The organism is Amycolatopsis sp. NPDC049868, assembly GCF_044461365.1.
GTDB lineage: Bacteria > Actinomycetota > Actinomycetes > Mycobacteriales > Pseudonocardiaceae > Amycolatopsis.
In genome coordinates, this window is the sequence record NZ_JBITKV010000005.1 from 597,670 (window position 1) to 621,112 (window position 23,443).

General features: G+C 68.8%; 18 protein-coding genes. 8 read left to right on the forward strand and 10 right to left on the reverse strand.

What is annotated here, in order from left to right; all coding sequences use genetic code 11:
- The first annotated feature begins 61 nt into the window (after nt 1-61).
- The 3 genes from ACIBTM_RS24340 (at nt 62) to ACIBTM_RS24350 (ending at nt 5,387) form a co-directional block, all read left to right on the forward strand.
- Nucleotides 62-2,419 (forward strand): hypothetical protein, encoded by a 2,358-nt coding sequence (locus ACIBTM_RS24340; protein WP_395879374.1) that lies wholly within the window; start codon nt 62-64, stop codon nt 2,417-2,419.
- Nucleotides 2,416-3,300, forward strand: coding sequence for a sortase (locus tag ACIBTM_RS24345; RefSeq protein WP_395879375.1), 885 nt, complete (start codon nt 2,416-2,418; stop codon nt 3,298-3,300). Before ACIBTM_RS24340 ends, ACIBTM_RS24345 begins: the two co-directional genes overlap by 4 nt.
- A gap of 194 nt (nt 3,301-3,494) precedes the next feature.
- The gene (locus ACIBTM_RS24350; protein WP_395879377.1) at nt 3,495-5,387 is read left to right on the forward strand and encodes a S8 family peptidase; all 1,893 of its coding nucleotides are present in this window, start codon (nt 3,495-3,497) and stop codon (nt 5,385-5,387) included.
- A gap of 71 nt (nt 5,388-5,458) precedes the next feature.
- On the opposite strand, the gene ACIBTM_RS24355 is transcribed toward ACIBTM_RS24350, so the two are convergent.
- Nucleotides 5,459-6,547 carry a substrate-binding domain-containing protein gene (locus ACIBTM_RS24355; protein ID WP_395879378.1) on the reverse strand — a complete coding sequence of 363 codons (1,089 nt, stop codon included), beginning with the start codon at nt 6,545-6,547 and terminating at the stop codon, nt 5,459-5,461.
- 156 nt (nt 6,548-6,703) lie between these two features.
- The gene (locus ACIBTM_RS24360; RefSeq protein ID WP_395879379.1) at nt 6,704-7,111 is read right to left on the reverse strand and encodes a DUF1508 domain-containing protein; all 408 of its coding nucleotides are present in this window, start codon (nt 7,109-7,111) and stop codon (nt 6,704-6,706) included.
- 221 nt (nt 7,112-7,332) lie between these two features.
- Between ACIBTM_RS24360 and ACIBTM_RS24365 the strand changes: the two genes are divergently transcribed.
- Complete coding sequence (locus ACIBTM_RS24365; protein WP_395879381.1) at nt 7,333-8,073, forward strand: SDR family oxidoreductase; 741 nt, start codon at nt 7,333-7,335, stop codon at nt 8,071-8,073.
- Between the two features lie 4 nt (nt 8,074-8,077).
- Here the strand turns inward: ACIBTM_RS24365 and ACIBTM_RS24370 are convergent, their stop codons facing one another.
- Nucleotides 8,078-9,112 carry an SDR family oxidoreductase gene (locus ACIBTM_RS24370; protein ID WP_395879382.1) on the reverse strand — a complete coding sequence of 345 codons (1,035 nt, stop codon included), beginning with the start codon at nt 9,110-9,112 and terminating at the stop codon, nt 8,078-8,080.
- A gap of 71 nt (nt 9,113-9,183) precedes the next feature.
- Here ACIBTM_RS24370 and ACIBTM_RS24375 point away from each other — a divergent pair, with 71 nt between their 5' ends.
- Entirely contained in the window at nt 9,184-10,083 is a 900-nt protein-coding gene (locus ACIBTM_RS24375; RefSeq protein ID WP_395879383.1) for a LysR family transcriptional regulator, read from the forward strand.
- Here ACIBTM_RS24375 and ACIBTM_RS24380 read toward each other — a convergent pair.
- Complete coding sequence (locus ACIBTM_RS24380; protein ID WP_395879384.1) at nt 10,063-11,505, reverse strand: ABC transporter substrate-binding protein; 1,443 nt, start codon at nt 11,503-11,505, stop codon at nt 10,063-10,065. The two genes, ACIBTM_RS24375 and ACIBTM_RS24380, sit on opposite strands and share 21 nt — an antisense overlap.
- A gap of 100 nt (nt 11,506-11,605) precedes the next feature.
- On the opposite strand from ACIBTM_RS24380, the gene ACIBTM_RS24385 reads away from it, so the two are divergent.
- On the forward strand, nt 11,606-12,943 hold the full coding sequence (locus tag ACIBTM_RS24385; RefSeq protein ID WP_395879385.1) for an LVIVD repeat-containing protein: 1,338 nt from the start codon (nt 11,606-11,608) through the stop codon (nt 12,941-12,943).
- Nucleotides 12,944-12,957: 14 nt separating this feature from the next.
- On the forward strand, nt 12,958-13,395 hold the full coding sequence (locus ACIBTM_RS24390; protein ID WP_395879386.1) for a hypothetical protein: 438 nt from the start codon (nt 12,958-12,960) through the stop codon (nt 13,393-13,395).
- A gap of 67 nt (nt 13,396-13,462) precedes the next feature.
- On the opposite strand, the gene ACIBTM_RS24395 is transcribed toward ACIBTM_RS24390, so the two are convergent.
- The 4 genes from ACIBTM_RS24395 to ACIBTM_RS24410 form a co-directional block, all read right to left on the reverse strand.
- Complete coding sequence (locus ACIBTM_RS24395) at nt 13,463-15,241, reverse strand: choline/carnitine O-acyltransferase (RefSeq protein WP_395879387.1); 1,779 nt, start codon at nt 15,239-15,241, stop codon at nt 13,463-13,465.
- Nucleotides 15,238-16,056 (reverse strand): class I SAM-dependent methyltransferase, encoded by an 819-nt coding sequence (locus tag ACIBTM_RS24400; RefSeq protein ID WP_395879414.1) that lies wholly within the window; start codon nt 16,054-16,056, stop codon nt 15,238-15,240. The genes ACIBTM_RS24395 and ACIBTM_RS24400 overlap by 4 nt, the downstream gene beginning before the upstream one ends.
- A gap of 21 nt (nt 16,057-16,077) precedes the next feature.
- Entirely contained in the window at nt 16,078-16,929 is an 852-nt protein-coding gene (locus tag ACIBTM_RS24405; RefSeq protein WP_395879388.1) for an arpA protein, read from the reverse strand.
- 149 nt (nt 16,930-17,078) lie between these two features.
- A complete protein-coding gene (locus ACIBTM_RS24410; protein WP_395879389.1) occupies nt 17,079-19,676 on the reverse strand; it encodes a bifunctional FO biosynthesis protein CofGH in 2,598 nt (865 codons plus the stop codon).
- Between the two features lie 143 nt (nt 19,677-19,819).
- On the opposite strand from ACIBTM_RS24410, the gene ACIBTM_RS24415 reads away from it, so the two are divergent.
- The gene (locus ACIBTM_RS24415) at nt 19,820-21,418 is read left to right on the forward strand and encodes a transposase (protein WP_395879390.1); all 1,599 of its coding nucleotides are present in this window, start codon (nt 19,820-19,822) and stop codon (nt 21,416-21,418) included.
- On the opposite strand, the gene ACIBTM_RS24420 is transcribed toward ACIBTM_RS24415, so the two are convergent.
- Nucleotides 21,357-22,115, reverse strand: coding sequence for an SDR family oxidoreductase (locus ACIBTM_RS24420; RefSeq protein ID WP_395879391.1), 759 nt, complete (start codon nt 22,113-22,115; stop codon nt 21,357-21,359). The two genes, ACIBTM_RS24415 and ACIBTM_RS24420, sit on opposite strands and share 62 nt — an antisense overlap.
- A complete protein-coding gene (locus ACIBTM_RS24425; RefSeq protein ID WP_395879392.1) occupies nt 22,115-22,933 on the reverse strand; it encodes an alpha/beta fold hydrolase in 819 nt (272 codons plus the stop codon). The genes ACIBTM_RS24420 and ACIBTM_RS24425 overlap by 1 nt, the downstream gene beginning before the upstream one ends.
- Between the last annotated feature and the right edge of the window lie 510 nt (nt 22,934-23,443).

Here is a 23,443-nt window from a genome sequence, read left to right on the forward strand (position 1 = left end):
GTGCGGCCATCCGGTCCGAGCCGGTTGACCCCGAACGGGTGACTCGTGGACGTTGGATCCCGTGAAATCTGGGGAGTCGTCCGTGTTCCTGGTCCGCGCAAGACGAGTCGGGATCGTGCTGATCTGCGGGGTGCTCGCGGTCGCGGGGGTGTCCGTTCCCGCCGCGCAGGCGCAGGCGCCCGCGAATCCGCCGTATCGGCTCAAAACCGAACCCGCCGATCTTTCGGCGGTCCAGAACGGAGATCCGCTGCGGATCACCCTCTCGGGACTTCCCAAGGGGGCGAAGGCGAAGCTCGTCATCTGCCCGAAAGACGTGCCGGACAACCTCATGAAGAAGGTGTACGTCCCGCCGTGGCCCAAGGACAGCACCCTGCTCACCAGGGTGCAGTCCTACTGCCAGGACGAATTCGGCGACGAATTCACCGGCAAGGCCGCGGGTATGCAGTCGATGGAAAGGGTGCGGAGCAGCACGAGCGGCGACATCGTCTTCGACACGACGATTCCGCGCGGTACCTTGCGCCCGCACGCGGTGGCCTGGGATCCGCTTTACACCACTTATGAGAAAGCGGTGAATCCCGGCGACAAATTCCCCAAGGTGCCGTGGGCGGACAATCCCGTGGTCGTCGATCCGGCGACCGGCGCGAAGACCAGACGGCAGTACTCGTTCACCTGCGACGAGAACAATCCCTGCACCGTCACGATCCAGATCACCGCGCAGGACGCCACGGGCAAGACGGTGACCTGGGTCGACGAGTCGCTCAAGTTCACCCCGTACCTGCCGGGGATCGGGGTCAAGGGCTGTCAGGGGATCGGCCGGAACACGCTCAACGCGAGCATGCCAGAGCGGCTCGGCCGGGCCGCGGTCGCCTGGAACCAGGCGTTGTGCGCGCCCACCAAGGCCGATCAGCCCGCCAACATCGTGAGCGAGACCGAGGACACCGGGCTGACCGCGTTCGACAAGGGCACCTCGGATCTCATGATCACCGGGAGCGGGAGCGCGCTGGCTTCCCAGAAGGTGCGGTCCAGGGAGTACGTCCCCGTCGGGGTCAACGCGGCGGTGATCGCCGCGGTCGGCTGGTCCCCGACCGACGTCAACGACGAGGGGAACCCGCTCGGCTCGAAGCTCGCCGCCACGATGTCGTTCACCGCCACCGAGCTGGCGCACATGTTCACGAAGGGCGGGCAGAACCCCGATGCCAATGGCCGGGGTGGCGTCTTCAAGAACGGTTCGCCGCTGGTCGAGCGCAATCCCGCCCTCTCGGCAATCAAGGACGGCCAGCCCGCCGGGGTGATCGCGGTGAACCGCCGGGCCGGCTACGGCGGAAGCCCGGACTTCTTCGGGGTGACCGGGGAATCAGGGCCGGGGACCGTCCCGTTCGCGCTGAGCAGGCTCCTCGCCGGCACGGCGCCGGAGGCGTGGGTCTTCCCGGCACTGGGCGAGGACTATTTCGGTGCGCTGAGCGGGAAGTCGCCCGGGGTGATCTCCGATCTGAGCGTGCTCGATCCCGGCAGGTCACGGGTGAACAACGTCGACGCGAAGACCGGTCAGCTGTCGGTGCGCAAAACCGTGGACAACGCGGTCGTCGGCAGGGGCGCCGACTGCGCGGGCGGCTGCCTGAACTGGGTGATCACCGATCTCGCGACGGCGACGATCAACCGCTGGACGCCGGTGGCGCTTCCGGACGGCAAGGGGAAGTTCGTCGCGCCGACCGAGCAGAGCCTGCAGCTGGCGGCCGATTCGATGAAGATCGGGCCCGACGGGACGGCCGAGACCGGCACCGTCACCAAGGACGGCGCCTACCCGCTCACCTTCGTCGAGTACATGGCCGTTCCGGTCAATCCGTTGATCGACGCGACCTGTAAGCCGATGAAGGAGAAGCAGGACCAGCTGAAGGCGTTCGCCGGTCTCGCGGCCGGTTTCGGACAGGCGTTGCTGCCACCCGGGATGGCCCGGTTGACCCCCGGATTGGCCGCCACCGCCGCGGAACGCGTCACCAAGATCGGCACCGGCACCGCCGAAAAGGCCTGTCAGGAGAAGGAAGAGGCGAAGAATCCGCCGCCACCGGGCGCGACCGGAGTCACGCAGGCGGCCAATTCGTCCTTGGGCGGCCCCTCCGGCGGTCCGGGTTCGCCGGCCGGTACGCCCTCGGCCGCCACCGGGCCCGCGCCCGCGGTCGCCCCGACCCCGGAAAGCGTGGCGGCGGCGAAGAATCTCGCCGAGTCGATCGACATCCCGAAGTTCGCGGGCGCCGGCGCGCTCGGTGCCCTGATCCCGTTGGTGGCGCTGGTGATCCTGGCGACCCTGCCGTCCGCGACGGCGTATCTCGCGGCCGGGCGGCCGGTGCCGTCCTGGCTGACCAGGGCGGTGGCGGCGCTGATCGCCCTTCTTCGCCGCAAGCCGTCGGCTGGTGTGGCGTGAGCACAGAGGTCGCGGAAAGACAGTTCCTCCGGTTCGGTCCCGGCTGGATCGGCGCGGTCGTGTTCGCGTGGCTGGTCACCACCCTGGTCGCGCTGGCACTGGTCGTCTACGCGCTGGGCCCGATGCTGCAGTCGAGTGATCAGCGGGAAGCGCTGACCGAGATCCGAGGCGAGATCGGCGTGGCGCTGGGTGCCAGCCAGAGCCTCTTCGGTGCCGCGCCGCCCGTGAAACCGGTCGAGTTCGGCAAGCCGGTCGCCGTCATGGAGATTCCCGCCCTCAAGGTGCAGCAGGTCGTCATCGAGGGCGCTTCGAGCGGGGAAACCGCGTCCGGACCAGGGCATGTGCCGGGAACGGCCGGGCTGGGGCAGCCGGGAAACGCGGTGATCGCCGCCCGGAACGCCGGGTTCGGCGGCCCGTTCGGCTCGCTCGGCGCTCTGGAGAAGGGCGACGAGATCGTCGTCGCGACCACGCAGGGCAAATCCGTCTACCGGGTGACCGACAAGGCCACCCGGCCGCTCGACGAGGGCGCCGACTACGGCAAGACCCAGAACGACCGGCTGACCTTGGTGACGTCGGCGTCGTGGTGGCCGCTGGCCGCGGAGGAGGCGACGGTGGTGACCGCCGCTCTGGAAGGGAGGCCGTTCCGGCCCACCCCGCAGAACGGCAGGGCGGACGCGCAGGACGGCCGTACCGGCGACGGCGACGCGTGGGCCGGGCTGGTGCTGGCCTTCGGCGGATTCGTGGTGGCGGCGGCCGGGGCGACATTCCTTTATCGCCGCTGGCGTCCGGTTTCGACCTATGTCATCACCGGGCCGGTGCTGCTCACTCTCGCCGCGCTCGCGGCGCTGGCGTTGTGGCGGTTGTTCCCCGCCTGGGCGTAATCCGGATTTCGGTCTTTTCGGACCGGAATCGCTCCCACGATGTGGATCACCCCCCGATCCAGACTTTGGTCGGTGGACTCGTCACGGATCGCTCTTTAGATTCTCCCCATTACACCCGGTCAGGGGTAATTCATTCGGGCAGCCGAAGGGATTTCCTGTTACGGGCTGTGTCGCGAAAGCCAGGGAGAGATTCGATGAGCAGATTCAGCCGGGTGGTCACTTGCTCGGTTCCGGTCGCGGTCGGCGCTTTGCTGCTGTCGACGGCGGTTTCCGGCGCCCAACCGTCGGAGGAGGCGCGCACGCAGGCCGGGATCACCGCACTGCAGAGCATCAAGAACAGCCTCACCCCGGCCGAGCGCAAGCAGTCGAGTCAGCTCGTCGTCGAGAAGCGCCTGCGCGCCGACAAGGGCCTGGCGGGCAAGCTGCCCGAGTACCGGACCGGGCTGGGCGTCAGCGACGCCGGCACGGTCGCGGTGGACATCAAGGGCGCCGGACAGTCCCTCGTGGACGCCGTCAAGGCGGCGGGCGGCACCGTCCGCTACGCCTCTCCCGCCGGCGCGATCCGCGCCGACCTCCCCCTGAACGCCGTCGACGCGATCGCCGGACGCGGGGACGTCGCCGAGGTCAAGGCCGCTTCTCAGGCCATGACCTGGAACGAATCCGCGCCGCAGGACCGGCGGCAGGCCGCGGCCAAGCAGACCGCCGCCGCGCTGCAGGTCGCCGAGGGCGACAAGGCGCACGGCAACGACACCGCCCGTACCAAGTACGGCGTCACCGGCGCGGGTCAGAAGGTCTGCGTGCTCTCCGACGGCATCAAGTCGCTGAAGGCGTCCCAGACCGCGGGCGAGCTCCCCGCCGTCGACGTCCTCCCCGGCCAGGCGGGCAGCGGTGACGAGGGCACCGCGATGCTGGAGATCATCCACGACATGGCGCCCGGCGCCGCGCTCGGTTTCGCCACCGCGTTCACCAGCGAGCAGAGCTTCGCCGACAACATCCGTGCCCTGCGGAACACCGGCAAGTGCACGATCATCGTCGACGACGTGTCCTACTTCGACGAGTCGCCGTTCCAGGACGGCCCGGTCGCGCAGGCCGTCAACGACGTGACCGCGGCCGGCGCGCTCTACTTCTCCTCCGCGGGGAACTCGGGCAACCTGACCGACGGTACCAGCGGCTACTACGAGGGCGACTTCCGCGGCTCCAGCAGCAAGATCTCCGGGATCACCGGCACGCCGCACGACTTCGACCCGAGCACCACGACCCAGCTGTACAACGCGCTTTCGCCGAACTCGGTCGGCCGCTACGTCACCCTGTTCTGGTCCGACCCGTGGGGCAAGGCCACCAGCGACTACGACCTGTTCGTCCTGAACTCGTCCGGTTCGGTCGTCGCCTCCAGCGAGGGCGCGCAGAACGGCACCCAGAACCCGTACGAGATCGCCCAGGTCCCGGCCAGTGGCTCGGGCTTCAAGGTCGCCGTGGTCAAGTACAGCGGCTCCGACCGGTTCATCGCGCTCAACGTGATCCGCGGCCGCTTCGTCCCCTCGGGTGACCTGAAAGCCTTCAGTACCAACGGTGTCACCTCCGGCCACTCGGCGGCCGTCAACGCCTTCAGTGTCGCGGCCGCCCCGGCCGCCGGTGCCTTCGGCCGCGCGCTCGAGACCGGTGACCCGGCGAACCCGGCCGGCCCGTACCCGGGTCTGTTCACTTCCGCCAGCAAGTGGGAGCGGTTCACTTCGGACGGTCGCCGTCACCAGTTCTACAACCCGGACGGTTCGGTGATCACCCCCGGCAACGTGTCCTCGACCGGTGGTGCGACGCGCAACAAGCCGGACATCACCGCGGCCGACGGCGTCGCGACCTCGGTGAGCGGTTTCCAGCCGTTCTTCGGGACTTCGGCCGCCGCGCCGAGCGCCGCCGCCATCGCCGCGCTGCTGAAGCAGGGCAAGCCGGCCGCGACCCCGGCGGAGATCCGGAACGCGCTCGTGTCGACCGCGATCGACCTCGGCGCCCCCGGTTTCGACCCGGTCACCGGGGCGGGCGTGATCATGACCGACCCGGCGCTCGCCGCGCTGGGCGTCGCCCCTAAGTAACACTTCTCGCGTGAAGGCCCCCTTCCCTCGGCTGAGCCGAGTGAAGGGGGCCTTCACGCGCTAGGAGGGGGTCAGGACTTGACGCAGGACAGGCCGTTCGGGCCCGACACGGTCAGGAAGCCGTACTGCTGGATGGTGGCGGCGAGCTGGCCGCCGCACAGCGGGCTGGCGGTCGAGGCCGTGTCACCGTCGTCGAAGCCGACGGCGCGCTTGGCCTGGTCGTAGCTGGGGGTGCGGGAGTCGACGATGTTGTAGACGCTGCGCGAACCCAGGAACGCGGTGGTGAACGCCGGGGTGTAGCTGCCTGCCGAACCGGCGACCGGGGAGCCGTTGAAGCCGGCCCCGGTCAGCGGGTTGACGGTGAAGCCCGCCCGCTTGTCGGCGACGACCGTGTTGCCCTGCGCGATCCACTGCGCGATGGAGAACGGCGCGATGGCGTTGGCGCGGTCGGCGGCCGGGATGGAGTTGCCGTCGTGCTCCTGGAACCGCTTGATGGTGACCGGCTTGGTGGTCGGGTCGAAGCCGAGGACGGTGCCGGTGAAGAAGCTCAGCGTGCCGGAACCGGTCTGCGGCAGGTAGACCGCGATGGGGGCGTTGGCGCCGCCGACCTGGTTCCAGTTGGTGATGGAACCGTCGTAGATACCGCGCAGCTGCGCCAGGGTCAGGGTCAGGCCGGCGCCCGAACCGGTGGCCGACGAGGCCCAGGTGACACCGTCGGTGGCGAAGGCGAAGTACTCGAAGGTGCCGGGGTCGGACGAGCCGCGGGCCGAGGACGACCGCGCGATGTCGATCTTGCCGTCGCCCGCTTCGGCGGAGGCCTTCAGCGCGGCCTTGCCCTGCGAAGAACCGTTCGGGGCCGGGTTGCTCGCGCTGTAGACGATCTCGTCGGCGAACGGGTCGGCCGGGACGGTGAAGGTCTGGGTGCCGGACAGCAGCGGCGGCACGTTGACGAAGTTGTCGGGGTCGCTGTTCCAGGCGCCGCCGTTCGCGTTGGCCAGGATCGCGCCGGTGATGTCGACGGTGGTGTCCGAGCCGGCCGCGGCGATGACCTCGGAGAGGCCGTTGGCCGGGGCGACCGCCGAGGCGGTGCCGGTCAGGGTGAGGCAGGCACACGCGGCGATCGCGGTGGCGCCGAGAAACCGAGTGGTACGAGCACGCATCTTGTTTGCACTCTTTCTCTAGTCCCCAAGTAGTCGCGGGATTCCGTGACTTGACACAATCCTCGCTCCGCAACACTGTCCGGTGGCGGTGCTTCGCGTTCCCGCCCGACGTCCTGGTGGTTAATCTCCGGGGAACGCACTTTGCGTGATCGGCCGTCACGGAGAACGATTCGGTGAATGTCCGCCGGAATCGCGGCGGTATTTGCGGCGCCAATCGGCTATTGTCTCGATTCCTTCGCCGATGGACGCTTCGGTCGTCGCCGAGCGGAACCGGTCGAGGCCGCGCTGGGCCTCGATACGCCGTCCGTAGGCGTGGCTGGCGATCGCGACGAGGCGGTCGCCGGAGTGCAGGCGCCACCGCCAGCGGCCACCGCTGAGATGACTGAAATCGCTGGTCAGTTCGGAAACATGCGCGCTGAGCCAGGCGATCGCGACGAGGCATTCCTCGGCTCTCGGATAGTCGTCTGGCGCCGAACCGAGCGACACGTTGTTGCCGCCGAGCAGCCGCCATCGAAGGGTCTGTTCGCCGGTCTGGACCAGCTGGAAGCGTGGATTCTTCTTCACTGTTCACCGTCCTGTAGACGAAGTGAACGACGTGAATTCCCCCTGGGCACATCCGGTGAATCGCCTCGATGTGGTGAAGGGGTTACCGGTTTTCCTTAAGGCGCGACGGCCGCGGGGTGAACGTTTTCCTCCGGTGGCGGCGCGCTAGCCTGAACGGACGCGGGTAATCGGAAAAAAATCACCGAGCCGGTTCGGTCCGGCACGGTCTGCGAGGAGGATCGATGGGCAACGGCAGGATCGCGGTCGTCACCGGAGCGGGTTCCGGGCTCGGCAGGGAGATCTCCCGCGCGTTGCTCGGCGCCGGTTACCGGGTCGCCCTCGCCGGCCGCCGCGCCGACGCGCTGGCCGAGACCGCCGACGGTGCCGCGGACGCGCTTCCCGTGCCCACCGACGTCGCGGATCCCGATTCCGTCGCCGCGCTGTTCGAGACGGTCCGCGCCCGGTGGGGGCGGCTGGACCTCCTGGTGAACAACGCGGGCGTGTCGGTGGGCGGGACCGTCGACGAACTGTCCTTCGCGGACTGGAAACGCGCCGTCGACACCAATCTGACCGGGATGTTCCTGTGCGCGCAACAGGCCGTGCGGCTGATGAAGGCGCAGGAGCCACGCGGCGGCCGCATCGTCAACAACGGTTCCATCTCCGCGCACGCCCCGCGGCCCGCGTCCGTCGCCTACACCGCGACGAAACACGCGGTCACCGGGCTGACGAAGTCGATCTCCCTCGACGGCCGCGCCTGGAACGTCGCATGTGGACAGATCGACATCGGCAACGCCGCCACCGAGATGACAGTGCGGATGGCCGACGGGATCCCGCAGGCCGACGGCAGCGTCAAGGCCGAGCCGACCTTCGACGCCCGGCACGTCGCGGACGCCGTGCTGTACATGGCCGGGCTGCCGCTGGACGCGAACGTCGGATTCCTGACCATCACGGCGACCGCGATGCCGTACATCGGGCGCGGCTAGCGAATCACGGGATCACCTTCGCCTTCTTGAACTCGTCGAACAGCCGGAAGAACATCTCCGGCGTCTCGGCGTACTCGTGGAAACCGGCCCGCCGCGCCTTCGAACCGTCCGCGAACATGTCGTAGTCCCAGCCGAACACGAAGTCCGCGAACGCCCACGACGACGAAACGGCGCTGTACGGGACGTCGAGGCCGTACTTCGCGGCGATCGAGTTCCAGAGTTCTTCCTTGTCCGCCATGACGACGTCCAGCGACATCGGCAGCGGCGGCGCCACCTCCAGGTCGAAGTAGCGCGCGATCCGCGGCCAGAGGTCGTTCCACCGGAACAGATCCCCGTTCGCGATGTTGTACGCCTCGTTCTCCGAGCCGGTGGCCCAGACCGTGGCCTTCGCCAGCAGCCCGGCGTCGGTCATCTCCAGGAGACTGTCGTACGCGCCGGGTTTGCCGGGGAACCGCAGCGGCAGGCCGAGTTCCTTCGAGATCGACGCGTAGACCGCGATGGCCAGCGCCAGGTTCATCGGGTTGCCCAGCGCGGTGCCGCCGACCACCGAGGGCCGGATCGCCGACCACGTCCAGGACTTCCCGGACTGGCGTCGCTCCAGGAACTGCTGCTGGTCGACGTTGAACTCGGGCGGCATATGCCCGGCGTCGTCCTCGCGGGCCGGGGTCTTGAACGGGCCGAGGTGGGCGCCGTAGACCTTGTAGCCCTGCATGAGGCTGATGTGGCGCAGGCCGGGCGCGACGGGCTCGATCGCGTCGACGAGGTTGGTCAGCATCGCCAGATTCGGCGGGACCAGTTCGGCCCAGGTCGGCTTGTCGACATAGGCCGCGTAGAACACGTGCGTGACGTCGTCCAGGCCGCCGAGCTTCGCGCGGGTGTCGTCCGCGTCGAGCAGGTCGACCGCGATCTGCCCGGGGCCACCGCGCCGCGACAGGCCGATGACGTGCCAGCCCGGCAGGGTCTCCAGGTAGGCGATCAGGTTCTTGCCGATGACCCCGTTGGCCCCGGCGACCAGGGCGACCTTGCGTTCTTCGTTCATGTCATCGAGCTTGGCCCCGGTCGGTCGATAAGTCCAAGGCATAGATCTCACGGCTCCGATAAACTTTCTTCATGACCAGCTTGCGGCAGCTCGAATACCTGGTGACCGTCGTCGACACCGGCTCCTTCACCAGGGCCGCCGAGTTGCTGCACGTGACGCAGCCCGCGCTGTCGCATCAGGTGCGCGCGCTGGAGAAGGGCGTCGGCGGCCCGCTGCTCGAACGGCTGCCGCGCAGCGTCCGGCTCACCCCGATGGGGCGCGCCATGCTGCCGCACGCCCGTGCCACCCTCGCCGACGCCGAACGCGCGCGGTGCGCGGCTCGGCAGGCGTCGGGGCTGGAGGCCGGGGAACTGCAGATCGCCACGGTCTACTCGGTCGGCCTCGGGGTCCTTCCCCCGGCGTTGCGGGTGTGGCGCCGGGAGCGGCCCGACGTCGACGTGCGGCTGGTGGAGTTCCGGCACGCGGACGAACTGCGGGAGGCGATGGCGGCGGGGGAGGCCGACGTCGCGGTCGGCCCGGTACCGCCGGACTGGGACGGGCCGGTGCGCGAACTCGGGATCGAGGAGTTCGTCGTCGTCCTGCCGATCGACGGACCGCGCGAGGACGACGGCACCGGCGTCGTCGACCTGGCGACCCTCGCCGACTGCGCGTGGGTGCACTACGCACCGGGCAACGGCTTGGCCGACCTCGTCGACCAGGCGTGCGCCGCGGCGGGATTCCAGCCGAGGGCCGCGGTCCGGACCGAACAGAGCGCGGCGGCCCCGATGCTCGCGGCGGCGGGTCTCGGTCCGGCGCTGGTGCCGGCCAACGTGCTGCCCGACGGCTTCCACGGCCGGGTCCTGCGGCCCGAACCGGCGATCCGCCGTACGCTCGCCGCCTATTGCCGCAGCACACCGGACCCGCTGACGTCGGCCTTCATCGACGTCGTCGCGGGTAAGTGCACGCTCGGGTCACCGCACGGAAATCCCTGAGAGGTCCACGCCCCCGAACGCCGTCGCCTTGACATCGCCCGCGCGATCCGCCCAGACGGCGTGCCCGTGCCCGGACCACAGCGGTACGACCGGGAGATCCCGCAGCAACTGGTTCTCCACCAGCCGGTAGACCTCGCCGCTTTCGGCGGAGTCGGTCTCCTCGGCCGATTTCAGCAGGTCGGCGAATCCGTCGCTCTGGTAGCCGGTCGCCTTCACGATCTCGGCCAGCACTTCTTGCGGACTCGGCGTCGTCAGCGCCACGTCGATCGCGAACGGTCCTTGCCCCGGCTCCGCGGCGAGCGGGACACCGACGGCGGTGCTGACCTGCTCCGCGAGCGGGCGCAGCCAGTTCGCCTGCTGCTGTCCGAAGTGGACGGGAGCGGCCGGGAACTCCGCCTGGGTCAGCAGGGATTTCCCGGCTCCGGCGTCGAAGGTGCAGGGGCGGCAGGTGCTGCTGCGCTCACCTGGGGCGACCGCGGGCGGCAGCAGCGACTTCGCCGGATCAACCTGCTTGCCGAGCGCGCCGGCCTCCAGCGCCGTGCGGTCGATCCCGAGCGCGAAGCCGTGCCGGACGGTCGCGTCGGAGAAATGCGGTGCGGTCAAGGGAAACCCGAGGTAGGCGACGGTGGGCAGGGCCCACATCACGTGCCGCTGCGCGAAATCCGCGTGCATCGCCTCGTGGCGATCGCCGGGGACGAAGGTCGACAGGTCGAGTTTCCCGGCCTTGACCTCGTCGTACTGTGCCGCCGCGTCGCCGGTCTTCAGCTCGATCACCCGTGCTTTGCCCGGCGCGTCGGCGACCCGGACCAGTTTGCCGCCTGAGGGCTGCCATTCGCCGTCCAGCCGGAACGGCCCGTTGCCGACCGGCCGCCGCGCGAAACCCGCCCAATCACGCGAAGCCAGCACGGAAGCGGGCAGCGGGACCAGCGCGGGCGAGGAGAGCAGTGCCGGGACCTGTCCGGACGGCCGGTCGAGCACGAGCCGGATGGTCAGCGGTGCGGTTGCGGTGATCTCCTTGGCCCGCAACAGCTCCTTGACCACCCGGGACGCCTGCCACTGCTCCGTGCCGATCGCCTTCCAGGTGTCCACATAGGACTGCGCGGTGACCGGGGTGCCGTCGTGGAACTTCCCGCCGTCCTTGAGCTTGACCGTCCAGGTGACTCGATCGGAGCTGGAGAACGCTTCGGCCGCCCGTGGCGCCGTCTTCCCCGTCGCCGGGTCGTAATCGGCCAGCGGTGTCCACAGCGCGCCGGCGAGCATCCGTCCGGACTGGTCGCGGACGTCCGCGGGCAGGAGGGTCGCCGGGGCGGCCAGGCCCACGCGAAGAACGTCCGGTGCGGGCGGTTCGCCGGATTCGGTGCAGCCGGCCGCGACCACGGCGGCGGCGAGGAGCGGGGCCAGAAGACGCAAGCGCATGGTCATGTCATAGCAGTCCCACGCCGACCATCGGCGGTTGTGCGGGCAAAGCGGCGATCATAAGGTGCAGGGACCAGCCTGGGAGGTTTCTGTGCGAGGAAACTGGTTGCTTCGTTCATGCTTGGCGCTCACCACGGTCACCGCGACCTTGATCGCCACCGGCCTGCCCGCCGCCGCGTGCGGCGAAGAGGACAAACCGGCAAGTGAGAAGGTCCGGGTCGCGGGCGCGCCCGGCGCGGTGAAGAACGTCAAGGCCGTCGGCAATGTGCCCGACGCGCAAGGCGCCATCGCCATGGGGTTCCTGCAGTACGGCAAACGTGACGTCATGGCGGTTTCCGGCGAGTTCGGCCTGAAGGTCTACGACCTGACGAAGAACCCCACCGCCCCGAAGCTGATCGGCGAGGTCAGCCTTCCCGGCCTGTGGGAGACCGAGGACACCGAGGTCGATGTCAAGCGCAAGCTCGTCTTCCTCGCGCGGGACCCGCGGGCCTACGGCGGCACCACGCAGACCGGCGAGTCCGGCATCTACATCATCGACCTGAAGAACCCGGACAAACCGGCCCTCCTGAGTTACACCAAGGTGCCCGCCGGCCACACGACCAGCTGCGTCGACGACTGCCGGTACCTCTGGACCGGCGGCCCCGCGAAGGCCGCGAACCAGCCCGCGGAGTGGGGTGGCCGCCCCATCTGGGTGACCGACATCCGCGACCCGCGCAACCCCAAGACGTTCCCGAACCCGATCGAGCTCGCGCGCAACGACGGCAAGACCGACTACGTGCACGACGTCCAGGTCGACGACGAGGGCGTGGCGTGGGTGTCCGGCCGGGGCGGTGTCCGCGGCTACTGGACCAACGGCTACCACCGCGATCCCGTACAGGGCAAGGTCCGCCGCGCGACGGCGTTCGACCCCGTGCCGTACGCGGGCGGCGGGATCGAGGAGACGGCGGCGCCGTCGAAGTTCATGCACAACAGCTTCCACCCGGCGGGACACCGCTCGGCCGACGGCGCCGACTCGAACCGCTGGCACGGCCGCGACCTGATCTACGCCACCGAAGAGAGCTTCCTCGACGGCTGCGCCGGTGACGGCGTGCTGACGATCTCGTCGCTGCAGAACTCCTACAACGGCGAAGGCTGGCGCTCGACGCCGGAGAAGCCGTTCCGCCTCAAGTCCGTCGGCACCTGGAGCGTCGCCGGGCAGGAAGGCAGCGACCCGGCGACGGGTGACTGCTCCGCGCACTACTTCGACATCCGCGGCAAGGTCCTCGTGCAGTCGTTCTACACGCAGGGCACGCGCTTCCTCGACGTCAGCGACCCGACCGACCCGAAGCAGATCGCCTACTTCCGCCCGGCGGACGCCAGCGCGTGGGCGCCGTACTGGCACAAGGGTTACGTCTACGTCGCCGACAACACTCGCGGAATCGACATCCTGAAGCTCACCGCCTGAGCCAAGATGTCCCCATGCGCATCATGGGGAAGACGCTGGGGATCACGGCCGCGATCGTGCTGATCGCGGCCTGTGCCCCGGCACCGCCGAAGCAAGCGGCCGTCCACACCGATCCGGCGGCGGTCGCCGAGGATTTCCCGGAGGTCGGCGAGATCGTCCAGGCGTCGTGGGTCGAGGAGCGGATGGGCAACGCCGAAGGCCGGGACGCGGCACCCGGACCGAGCGACCTCCGGTTTTCCGCTCTGGTGAAGCTTCGCGGCGAGGCCGTCGCGAAGGTGCTGGCGGACTACAAGTGCCAAGCGGGTTCTCCGGCGGTGCCCGAATCCTTGAAGGGACTCTTCCCGTCCGGGGTGAAGTGGCTTTCCTGCGAGCTGCCCACGACCACCAAGACGCGGACCGCGTTCGTCGCCGACGGGTCCGAGCAGGCCTTCCTCACCTCGACGACCATGTGACGCCGTCCGGTCCGGGCCGAAGGCGTCCTTCACCGCATCCGACGCGGCGAAGGACGCCTTCACGTACTCAGGCCAGCAACTCCTGCAATTCCGCCACGGCCGCGGTCAGTTCCGTCGCGAACAGCTCCATCTCGTGCGCCACGTGCTTCGGCGTGCACAGGTACAGATTCAGCGACTCCGGCAGCAGCACGTACGCGACGCCGATGCACTGCGGGCTGGTCGACCCGAACCCGAAGTACCGGATGTTCACCGAAGGCGCCGAGCTGGTGCTCAGGTAGTCGTTGCGCATCTTCAGCCAGCCCGGTGACGAGTACAGCGCCGGAGAGCCCTCGACGCCACGCCGCTTCTGGATCAGCTGCAGCTCCCACAGGTGCTGCTCCGGCGCGTCACCCGCCTGGCACTCCTTCGCCCGCGTGACGTGCTTCGCGGCCGCCGCGCGGAAAGCGGCCTGGCGAGTCTGGCGGTCGGCTTGCGGGTCGTTCATCACCTGGACGAACCACAGCACCTCGGGGGTCACCACGCGCATCGCTTCGGTGCGCCCGTTCTGGTACTGCCGCGTCGCGATCGACTCGTACGTCGCGCCCGTGATCCCCTTCGCCCGCTTGTGCGCGAGCTGGTACGCCATCTGCGCGAAGGCGTCCGGGGACATCCCGAGCTCCTTCGCCCGCTTCGCGCCGAAGTCGGTGAAGGACACCGTCTTCGTAGCGGTCGCGTCGGCGTACTCGGCGAAGGACGCGGCGGCGGCACGGGCGTCCTCGCGCAACGCGTCACCCAGGACGAACTCGATGACCTCGGACGACGGCACACCGTCGGCAGGCGCCCGCTCCAGCCGTGTCCCGCTGAGCAGCGCATCGGTGAACCCGAGGATCGTGGTCCCGTCCAGTTCGCAGTGCTCGACGTTGATCCCCGCCGTGCCGTCCTCGAACACGATCAGCGACACGGCCTTGTCGAACCAGCGGTTCCCGCTGTCGCCGTGCAGCAGGTTGTCGCACGCCTCCTGCGTGCCCGACGGCGTGAAGTCCTCCAGGCACAGGCAGAACAACGCCGTCTCGATGTCGTCGAGCGCGGCCGCGTTCCCCGCCGCCAGCAACGCTTCCCGCGTCGCCGCCCACTCGGCCCTGGCCTTGGTGGTGAAATGCCCCGCGGCGGTCTGCGGGTCTTCGATGAAGTTCCCCGACTTCACGATCGCTTGCAGCCCAGCGACCAGCTGTTCAGGCGAATACGGACGGCCGTCGGGCGCGATGACGTCCATCCGGAACGGGGTGTCGCGGTGGAACACCACGATGTGCCGCGCCCTCGACGGCCCCGGCCAGTCCTCGCGGTACGGCGTGCGCGCAGTGTCCTGCACGGCGCCGGGGATCCGCGTCGCCGAGAACAGGAACTTGTGCTGCACCATCGACTGCGGCTGCCCGCGCAGCAGGATCGGCGGGACCAGTTCCTCGTCGAGCTTCAGCTTGTAGTCCACCGCCGAAGCCGCCAGTTCGGCCGCGCGCTCCAGCTGTCCCAGCGGGGACTCGGTGAACAGGAAGAAGAAGTTCGCGTTGAGAGCGATCCGGTCGCGACGGCCGAGGTAGCGGTACGGCCAGAAGGTGTCGAGCCAGCTACGGACGTCTTCGCGGTTGTCGTAGGCCTCGAGTGCGCTCTGCAGTTCGTGCGCCGGGCTTCCTTCCGCGAGGAACTCGGTGACGGCGCCTTCGGTCTCCGCGAGTTCGCCGGGGGTGAGCAGCGGCGAGCACCACTCGAGGAACCGGCGGCAGGTGTCCTCCAGGCTGGGCACGGGGACCCGCGGCAGGATGTCCTCGTTGCCGAACGTGCGGGTGGACGGTTCCGGACTGCTCACGATCATCCTTGATCTCGAAGGGGAAGGGCGTTCAGCGCGGAGGCCGCGCCGTTCGGGCGGGAGACGAACAGCCGCGCGTACAACCGGCCGCCTTCCTCCAGCCCACGCGGGTCGACGCCCGCGACGGACAGATTGTCCAGGATCTGCGTCTGTTCCTCATCCGAGGCGAATTTCCGCTGCCGGAAGACGCCCTCGACCCCGGTCGTCTCGTAGCCCAGCTCGCCGAGGCTGTCGGCGACCGGGCCGTAGGAGAACATCCGGAGGACGAAATGCGCCATCCATGGACGATTTTCCCGCGCGATCCGCACGAGGGTCTTCTCGGTGACGTAGCCGACGCAGCCGGTCGAGATGACGATGTCGACCTCGGACAGCAACGCGCGCTGTTCCTCTGTCGGGTCTTCGCTCTCCAAGTCGGCGTGGATCGCTTCGTCGATGAAGCCCGCGGCGAGCGCGTAGTCCAGAGCGGGCGCGGAGGCGTCGAGCCCGATGAAGCGGACTGTGTCGTTCTCGACCAACCTGCGATCGCGCGCGATCAGTTCGTCCCGGCTCAGGGACGCGGCGGACGCGTAGTGGTCGTACAGGCGCTCCATCGAGGTGCCGCATCTGTACAGCGCCGCGTTGACGCCGTAGGAACAGCCGAGGTCGAGCACCGTCGGGACCTTGACGCCGGCTTCCGCGCGGTACTCGTCGATCAGGTTCGCGAAGTAGGCCTTCGCCTGCTGCGGGATGTCGTAGTCCAGTCTGCGCAAGGTGCCGAAGAACGCGCGGGGATCGGGCTCGGTGTAGATGTCGTCGAAATTGATCTTGCCGGTCGAATCCAATGGCACGGCCAAGCTCCTGACTTAGTCGAGCAGCTGATCGCCCCGGACGGCCGCCGAGGCGACGTGTTCCGGCAGAACCCGGCCGAACAGCTGTCTCGTCCGTTCCGGACTGCCGATGACCCCAGGGCGCTCGCTGTACGCGAAGATCGCGGAATGGCGGGCGACTGCCCCTTGAACACTACTCACCCGGTGCAGCGCGAAGCGTCCGCGAAACAGCTGAAGATCACCGGGACGCAGAGTGAGCCGCCTGATCAGGTGATCACCTTCGCCCGCCAGGACGGCGCGGACGTCGTCGAAGTTCTCCGCGGTTTCGGAGCGGATGTTCGGGCAATACTCGAAGACACCGCCGTCGGAGGCTTCCTGCGTGAGCATGCTGACCGTGTACTCGTTGGTGTCGAAATGCCACGGATGCGAGCGGCCCGGTTCGATCACGTTGAGCACCAGACCGGACAGCGGATCGGCGAGTTCGTGCAGCTCGGGGAGTTCGAAGCAGTCGGCCACGAACCGCTGGAACTCACGGCTCGAGTACAGCTGCTGGATCACCGCGGTCGCCGGGATCCGGTCTCTCGCCACGAAAGCGTTGCCGCGTTCCATGATCGTGCGGCCGGGGTGGCCTTCCGGCAGCGGAGTGTCGATGGCGATGTTGTAGGCGTTGACGCGTTCGATCTTCGCGTACGCCTCCGGAGCGATCTTCGCGCCTTCGTGGCGAAGGACGTCACGCAACTCCGGACGGATGAAGTCGGCCAGCACACTGCAGCCCGTTTCCCGCAGTTCGGCGCGGGTCCGGGCGACGATTTCGCACCACGCCGGGCTTCCCGGCTCGGACAACGGATAGCGGGCGGTATCGGCCACCTGGACTGCGCTCGCGGTCATCGACGTCCTCTCGGCTGCCCGGAAGTGATTCTCGGGTTTAGCACAAAGAACGCCGGGTCCCCCCGCGCCTTGTGAGCGGTGACACACGGAACGTGAAGGACCCCTTCCCGCGGCTGAGCCGAGGGAAGGGGTCCTTCACGCGCGATTCGTCAGGAGGTGACAAGTGGCAGCAGCGGCCGGCGCACCGCGGTCGCGACACCGTCGGAGGCCTGGGCCGCGGCGATCCGCTCCGCCGTCGGCGTGCCATACTCCGTGGTCCGCTGCCGCAGCGGGCGGCCCAGCGGCTCGACCATCGCGCGCATGTCGCTGATCGTCTTGTACGACCCGTTCGCCGCGCCGGCCATCCGGCTGATCGTCTCCTCCATCAGCGTCCCGCCGATGTCGTTGACCCCGCCCTGGAGCACCGCGCGGCTGCCCTCCTCGCCGAGCTTCACCCACGAACTCTGGATGTTGTCGATCATCCCGTGCAGCAGCAGCCGGGCCAGCGCGTGCACCGCGCGGTTCTCGCGCAGCGTCGTCCCCGCCCTCGCCAGCCCGGCGAGGTAGATCGGCGAACTCTGGTGGATGAACGGCAGCAGCACGAACTCGCTGAACCCGCGCCGCCCGTTGCGCTCCAGGCCTTCCCGCTGCAGTTTCGCCAGCAGCTTCAGATGCCCGACCCAGTGCGCCGGGGTGTCGACGTGGCCGTACATCATCGTCGACGTCGTGGTGATGCCGAGTTTGTGCGCGGTGGTGACGACGTTGATCCATTCGGACGTCGGCAGCTTGCCCTTCGTCAGCACCCAGCGCACGTCGTCGTCGAGGATCTCCGCGGCCGTACCCGGCAGCGAGTCGACGCCGGCTTCCTTCGCCCGCGCCAGCCAGTCCTCGATCGAGAGGTTCGTCCGCGAAGCGCCGTTGACGACCTCCATCGGCGAGTACGAGTGCAGGTGGATGTCCGGCTGACGGCGTTTCACCTCCGCCGCGAGGTCGAAGTACGCGGTGCCCGGCAGATCCGGGTGGATGCCGCCCTGCATGCAGATCTCGGTCGCGCCCGCGGCCCACGCCTCGTCGACCCGGTCGCCGACCTGCTCCAGCGAGAGCGTGTACGCGTCGGCGTCGGTGCGCCGCTGGGCGAACGCGCAGAACCGGCAGCCGGTGTAACAGACGTTGGTGAAGTTGATGTTGCGCGTGACGACGAAGGTGATGTCGTCGCCGTTGACCTCACGGCGCAGGTCGTCGGCGATCTTCGCCAGCGCGTCGAGCTCCGGCCCGTCGGCGTGCAGCAGTGCCAGCGCCTCGTCGTCCGAGAGCCCGGCGGGGTTCTTTTCCGCGCTGCGCAAGGCATCCCGGATGTCGGTGTCGAACCGCTGCGGCCCGGTCTTGATATTGCCCTTGATCTCGGCCCAGTCGCCGTAGACCGAGTCGAAGTCGCTGCGGCGGTCTTCCGTCCGGCCGATGGTGTCGACCTCGACGTGCAGGTCGGTACGCCCGGCCTCCTTCCAGCCGCCGTCCGGCTCCTGCCACGGGATGCCCACCGGGATGGCCTCTTCGATCGCGAGCCCGGTCTCGGTGTCGGTCAGCGGCGCGAGGTGCGCGTTCATCCGCGGGTCGATCCACGGCTCGCCGGTCTTGACGTACTCCGGATAGATCGGCAGCCGCTCGCGCACGGTGAACCCGAGCGCCTCGGTGCGGCGTTTGAGCTCGTCGATCTGCGGCCACGCGCGTTCGGGGTTCACGTGGTCGGGGGTCAGCGGCGAGACACCGCCCCAGTCGTCGATACCCGCGTTCAGCATCAGTTCGTACTGCTGGCCGATCAGGTTCGGCGGCGCCTGGATGCGCATCCGCGGCCCGAGCACCAGCCGCGCGACGGCGATGGTCGCGGCGAGTTCTTCGAGGTCGGCGTCCGGCGTCGCCCGCATCTTGGTGTCGGGCTTCGCGCGGAAGTTCTGGACGATGACCTCCTGGATGCCGCCGTAGGTCTTCGCGACCTTGCGGATGGCGAACAGGGAGTCGGCGCGTTCCTCGAAGTTCTCGCCGATGCCGATCAGGATGCCGGTGGTGAACGGCACCGAACTGCGGCCGGCGTCCTCCAGCACCCGCAGGCGGACGTCGGGGTCCTTGTCGGGCGAGCCGTAGTGCGGGCCGCCCTTCTCGGTGTACAGCCGCTTCGCCGTGGTCTCCAGCATCATGCCCATCGACGCCGAAACCGGCTTGAGCCGCTGGAAGTCCTGCCAGGTCAGCACGCCGGGGTTGAGGTGGGGGAGGACGCCGGTCTCTTCGAGTACCCGGATCGCCATCGCCCGGACGTAGGACAGCGTGTCGTCGTAGCCGTGCGCGTCGAGCCAGTCCTTCGCCGCCTTCCAGCGGTCCTCCGGACGGTCGCCGAGGGTGAAGAGCGCTTCCTTGACCCCCATCTCGGCACCCTTGCGGGCGATGTCGAGAACCTCGTCGGGGGAGAGGAACGGTGATTCGACGCGGCCGGGGACGGTCGCGAAGGTGCAGTAACCGCAGCGGTCCCGGCACAGCCGGGTCAGCGGGATGAACACCGAACGGCTGTAGGTGACCACGCCGGGACGGCCCGCCGCGACGAGGCCGGCGTCACGGACGCGGGAGGCGTGCTCGGACAGCGTCTTGAGGTCGTCGCCACGCGCCTGGAGCAGGATCGAGGCCTCGGTGATGTCGAGGGTCTTCCCGTCGCGCGCCCTGGCGAGCGCCCGGCGCATCGCCGAGGTGGTGGGGGCGTTCGGGTCAGCAGGGGATGCCATTCCCGCACGCTATGGCCGGACTCGCTCCACCTGCCAGTGTGCATCCCGCCACCGCGTCACCCACGTGGGTGTGGTCACTGTTTCCGCTGGTCAGAGCATGATCTCGGTTGCCGATCAGGGGATGCGAGTGTATTACCTAAAGTGTGGCTTCGGTGATCGGCAAGAAGGTCGGCGGGCGGACGTACTACTACCTCGTCACCTCCGCGCGGGTCGACGGCGAGCCGAGGGTGGTTTCGCAGCGCTATCTCGGCACGGCCGAGGAGATCGGGCGGGCGATGGACGGTGACGTCTCCGCGCCCGGCGAAGCGCGTCACCGGACCTTCGGCGACGTCGCGGCGGTGTGGGCCACGCTGCGGCGGCTCGACTTCGTGCGCCGGGTCGACGAAGCCGTCGGGGCCCAGCGCGCGGCGACCACCCTGGGGACGCATCTCGCGCTCGCCGTCCTGCACCGGGCGACGGCGCCCGAAACGCAGTTGGCCGACTGGTGGCGTGACTCCGTCGCCCGGGACTTCGTCCAGGCGGACCTGCCGAATCACCGGCGGGCGCTGCAACGCCTCACACCCGAACGGATCGCGCGGATCGAGACGGCCGTCGCCGACGCGGTGCTCTCCTTACTGGGGACGGGCGACACGGCGCTCGCCGTCGACGTCCCGCAGTTCGCCACCTTCACCACGGCCGACCCCTGCCGCTGCGAACTCGCCGGCCTGGGCCTGGTGGTGACCAAGGACGGCGCGATCCCGCTGGCGTCGCACGTGTACCCGCGGGAAGGGGCGCCGCCGTTCGCCGCGCTCGCCGAGGAACTCCGCTCGCGGTATCCCGTCACGCTGGTCTTCACCGCGGGCCAGGCCGCCCAACTGGACCTCGGACGGCATTTCGTCGGCGCGCTCCCGCTCTCGGAGCACCCGGAACTGCTGGCGAAACCGCCGTCCGCGCGCAAACCCGTCGACCCGGAGCGCTTCACCGGGCTGACCGCCCTCGACACCCGGGCCGTGGTCGCCGGGGTGCGGCGGCGCGTGATCCTGACCCATTCGGAGACCTTGCACAACGCGCAGGCCCGCGCGTTCGGCGAGGAACTGGGCACCGCGACCCGCGAACTCGCCGGTCTCGACGCCGCGCTGGCCTCGGGCACGTACCGGGGCGACCGCGGCCAGGTGAACGCCGAAATCGCGCGGATCACCCGCGGCCGCCGCGTCGAACGGGTGCTTTCTCCCGCTCTGACGGGAACGAAACCGGGGGACATCCGGCTGACCTGGAAGGTCGACGACGCCGCGGTGTCGCGGTTGCACGACGAGTTCTTCGGCAAGCAGGTGCTGGTCACCGACCACGACTGGCCGGTGTCCGAGGTCGTCACCGCGTACCGGGCCCGTACCCACCTCGACTCGACGTTCCGCTGGCTGACCGGCCCCGCCGTCGCCGGTCCGGCCCCGCGCTGGGACTGGACACCGCATCGGATCGCGGTGCACACCCTGGTCACGGTGCTCGCGTCCACGGTCACCCACCTCATGCGGCGCGAGGCCGACCGCGCGGGGATGAATCTGTCGGTCCGCGAACTGATGGACAGCCTCGCGGGAATAGGGGAGACGGTGTTGCGCTACCCGTCCACCGGTGGCCGGCCGCGGACGCGGCGCCTGCTGACCGAGCGGAACCCGGAACAGCAGGCGCTCTTCGACCTCTTCGGCCTCACTGCTCTCGGTGGATATGGAGCGCCGAGAAGCTCTGGACCACCGGCATCAACTCGATGACGTTGATGTTCACGTGCTCCGGCTGCGAAGCCGCCCAGAAGACGGACTCGGCCACGTCGGCGGCCGTCAGCGGCGTCGTGCCCTTGTAGACGTTGTCGGCCTTGCTCTGGTCGCCCTCGAACCGGACCACCGAGAACTCGGTGCCGCCGACCAGGCCCGGCTCGACGTTGGTCACCCGGACGCCGGTGCCCTGCAGATCCGCGCGCAGGTTCAGGCTGAACTGGTGCACGAACGCCTTGGTCGCGCCGTACGCGTTGCCGCCGGGGTAGGGGTAGCTGCCCGCGACCGAGCCGATGTTGATCACGTGCCCGCGGCCGCGCTCGACCATGCCGGGCAGCAGGGCGCGGGTGAGGTGCGCGAGCCCCTTGATGTTCGTGTCGATCATCTGGTCCCAGTCGTCGAGCTTCGCCCTGTGGGCGGGCTCGAGCCCCTTCGCGAGGCCGGCGTTGTTGACCAGCAGGTCGACTTCGGCGAACTCGGCGGGCAGCGTGCCGGGGAGCGCGGCCACCGCGTCGGCGTCCCGGACGTCGAGCTCGAACGGGAGGACGTTCTCGCCCAGCTCGCCGGCCAGCTTGTCGAGACGGTCCTTGCTGCGCGCGGCCGCGACGACCTTGGCGCCGTCGGCGGCGAACCGGCGGACGATCTCGACGCCGAACCCGGCGCTGGCGCCGGTCACGAAAACGGTCTTCTGGGGCATCAGGTAGTCATCCTTTGTTTGGACACTGCCAAGAACCGTGCGAACACGTCGTTGAACTCGGCCTCGCGCTCCAGGTTAGGCATGTGCGCGGCGCCTTCGATCACCGCCAGGGTGGAGCCGGGGATGAGGTCGTGCATGAGCTGGGCGTCCGCGACCGGCGTGAACTCGTCCTCGGTCCCGACCACGACCAGGGTCGGTACTTCCACGCGAGTGAGGCTCTCCCGGTAGTCCGGACGTTCGGCGCGCCCCCTGAGTGCGGCCGCCGCTCCTTCTTTAGGGGTTGTGCGCATCATCCCCAGTACCTGCGCCGCCACCTCCGGCATCGTGCGGACGTTCTCCGGGGAGACCATCTTCGTCAGCACTTCCTCCGCGTACGGGTCCAGTCCCTCCGCGAGGACGCGGTCCGCCATCTCGTTGCGGACGCGCTTGCCCTCCTCTGTCTCCGCCTGGGGAGAGGTGTCGGCGAGCAGGAGCCCGGCGACGCGCTCGGGGTAGGTGCGATGGAACTCCATGACGATCTGCCCGCCCATGGAGAGGCCGCCCAGTACGAAGCGCCCGAGGCCGAGGCGATCCGCGAGGCGGCAGATGTCCTTGGCGAAGACGTCGAGTCCGGTCTTCGTGCTCTCCGGTGGCTTGGTCGTCTCGCCGTACCCACGGAGGTCTGCGGCGATGACGCGGTAGCCCTCCCGGCTGAACCGTTCGACCTGGGGCCGCCACATCGAACGGTTGAAGGGGTGGCCGTGGACGAGGACGACGGGCAACCCGGTGCCGAGGTCGTCGTAAGCGACGGAGATGCCGTCGAGTTCCGCAGTACTCATGAGCCCGACGCTAATCGGAGCAATCGATGGGATCAATACGGTGCAATGTACTCGGAGCAATGTTCTTGCCTCGGAGTTCACCTGGGGTCTCCTGGGGCGATCACCGCGTGATCGCCGGGCCTGGGCTCGTTTATGGCCTCTGACCTGCGGGAATGCCGTTAAGGTACCCCCCTGTTTTCGGGGGTTTCCGGCCATGTAAAGTTCTCTTCGTCGCCAGGGAAACCGGGCGGCCGACCGGGACACGAACCAAGCTCTCGCTCAGTGCGATTGAGTGGGTGTCTCACCAAAAACTGCTAGGAATGACTGCTTCGGATAAGGCCGTGTAGCCACGGTGCGATTCGGGGTGTGTTGCTTGAGAACTCAACAGTGTGCTAGTGAACTAAGCCAGTAGAGCTTATGTATTTGAACCTCGTTTGAGGTTCCTTTGAGAGCATTAAATTGCCTCGATCAAATTTGACATTGTTGGAGAGTTTGATCCTGGCTCAGGACGAACGCTGGCGGCGTGCTTAA

Excerpts from the sequence above, each read along its gene's own strand:
- ACIBTM_RS24375 (WP_395879383.1), top strand. The coding sequence starts at position 9,184 with ATGACCAGCTTGCGGCAGCTCGAATACCTGGTGACCGTCGTCGACACC.
- ACIBTM_RS24365 (WP_395879381.1), top strand. The coding sequence starts at position 7,333 with ATGGGCAACGGCAGGATCGCGGTCGTCACCGGAGCGGGTTCCGGGCTC.
- ACIBTM_RS24370 (WP_395879382.1), bottom strand. The coding sequence starts at position 9,112 with ATGAACGAAGAACGCAAGGTCGCCCTGGTCGCCGGGGCCAACGGGGTC.
- ACIBTM_RS24380 (WP_395879384.1), bottom strand. The coding sequence starts at position 11,505 with ATGACCATGCGCTTGCGTCTTCTGGCCCCGCTCCTCGCCGCCGCCGTG.
- ACIBTM_RS24390 (WP_395879386.1), top strand. The coding sequence starts at position 12,958 with ATGCGCATCATGGGGAAGACGCTGGGGATCACGGCCGCGATCGTGCTG.
- ACIBTM_RS24395 (WP_395879387.1), bottom strand. The coding sequence starts at position 15,241 with ATGATCGTGAGCAGTCCGGAACCGTCCACCCGCACGTTCGGCAACGAG.
- ACIBTM_RS24355 (WP_395879378.1), bottom strand. The coding sequence starts at position 6,547 with ATGCGTGCTCGTACCACTCGGTTTCTCGGCGCCACCGCGATCGCCGCG.
- ACIBTM_RS24410 (WP_395879389.1), bottom strand. The coding sequence starts at position 19,676 with ATGGCATCCCCTGCTGACCCGAACGCCCCCACCACCTCGGCGATGCGC.
- ACIBTM_RS24350 (WP_395879377.1), top strand. The coding sequence starts at position 3,495 with ATGAGCAGATTCAGCCGGGTGGTCACTTGCTCGGTTCCGGTCGCGGTC.
- ACIBTM_RS24425 (WP_395879392.1), bottom strand. The coding sequence starts at position 22,933 with ATGAGTACTGCGGAACTCGACGGCATCTCCGTCGCTTACGACGACCTC.
- ACIBTM_RS24420 (WP_395879391.1), bottom strand. The coding sequence starts at position 22,115 with ATGCCCCAGAAGACCGTTTTCGTGACCGGCGCCAGCGCCGGGTTCGGC.
- ACIBTM_RS24405 (WP_395879388.1), bottom strand. The coding sequence starts at position 16,929 with ATGACCGCGAGCGCAGTCCAGGTGGCCGATACCGCCCGCTATCCGTTG.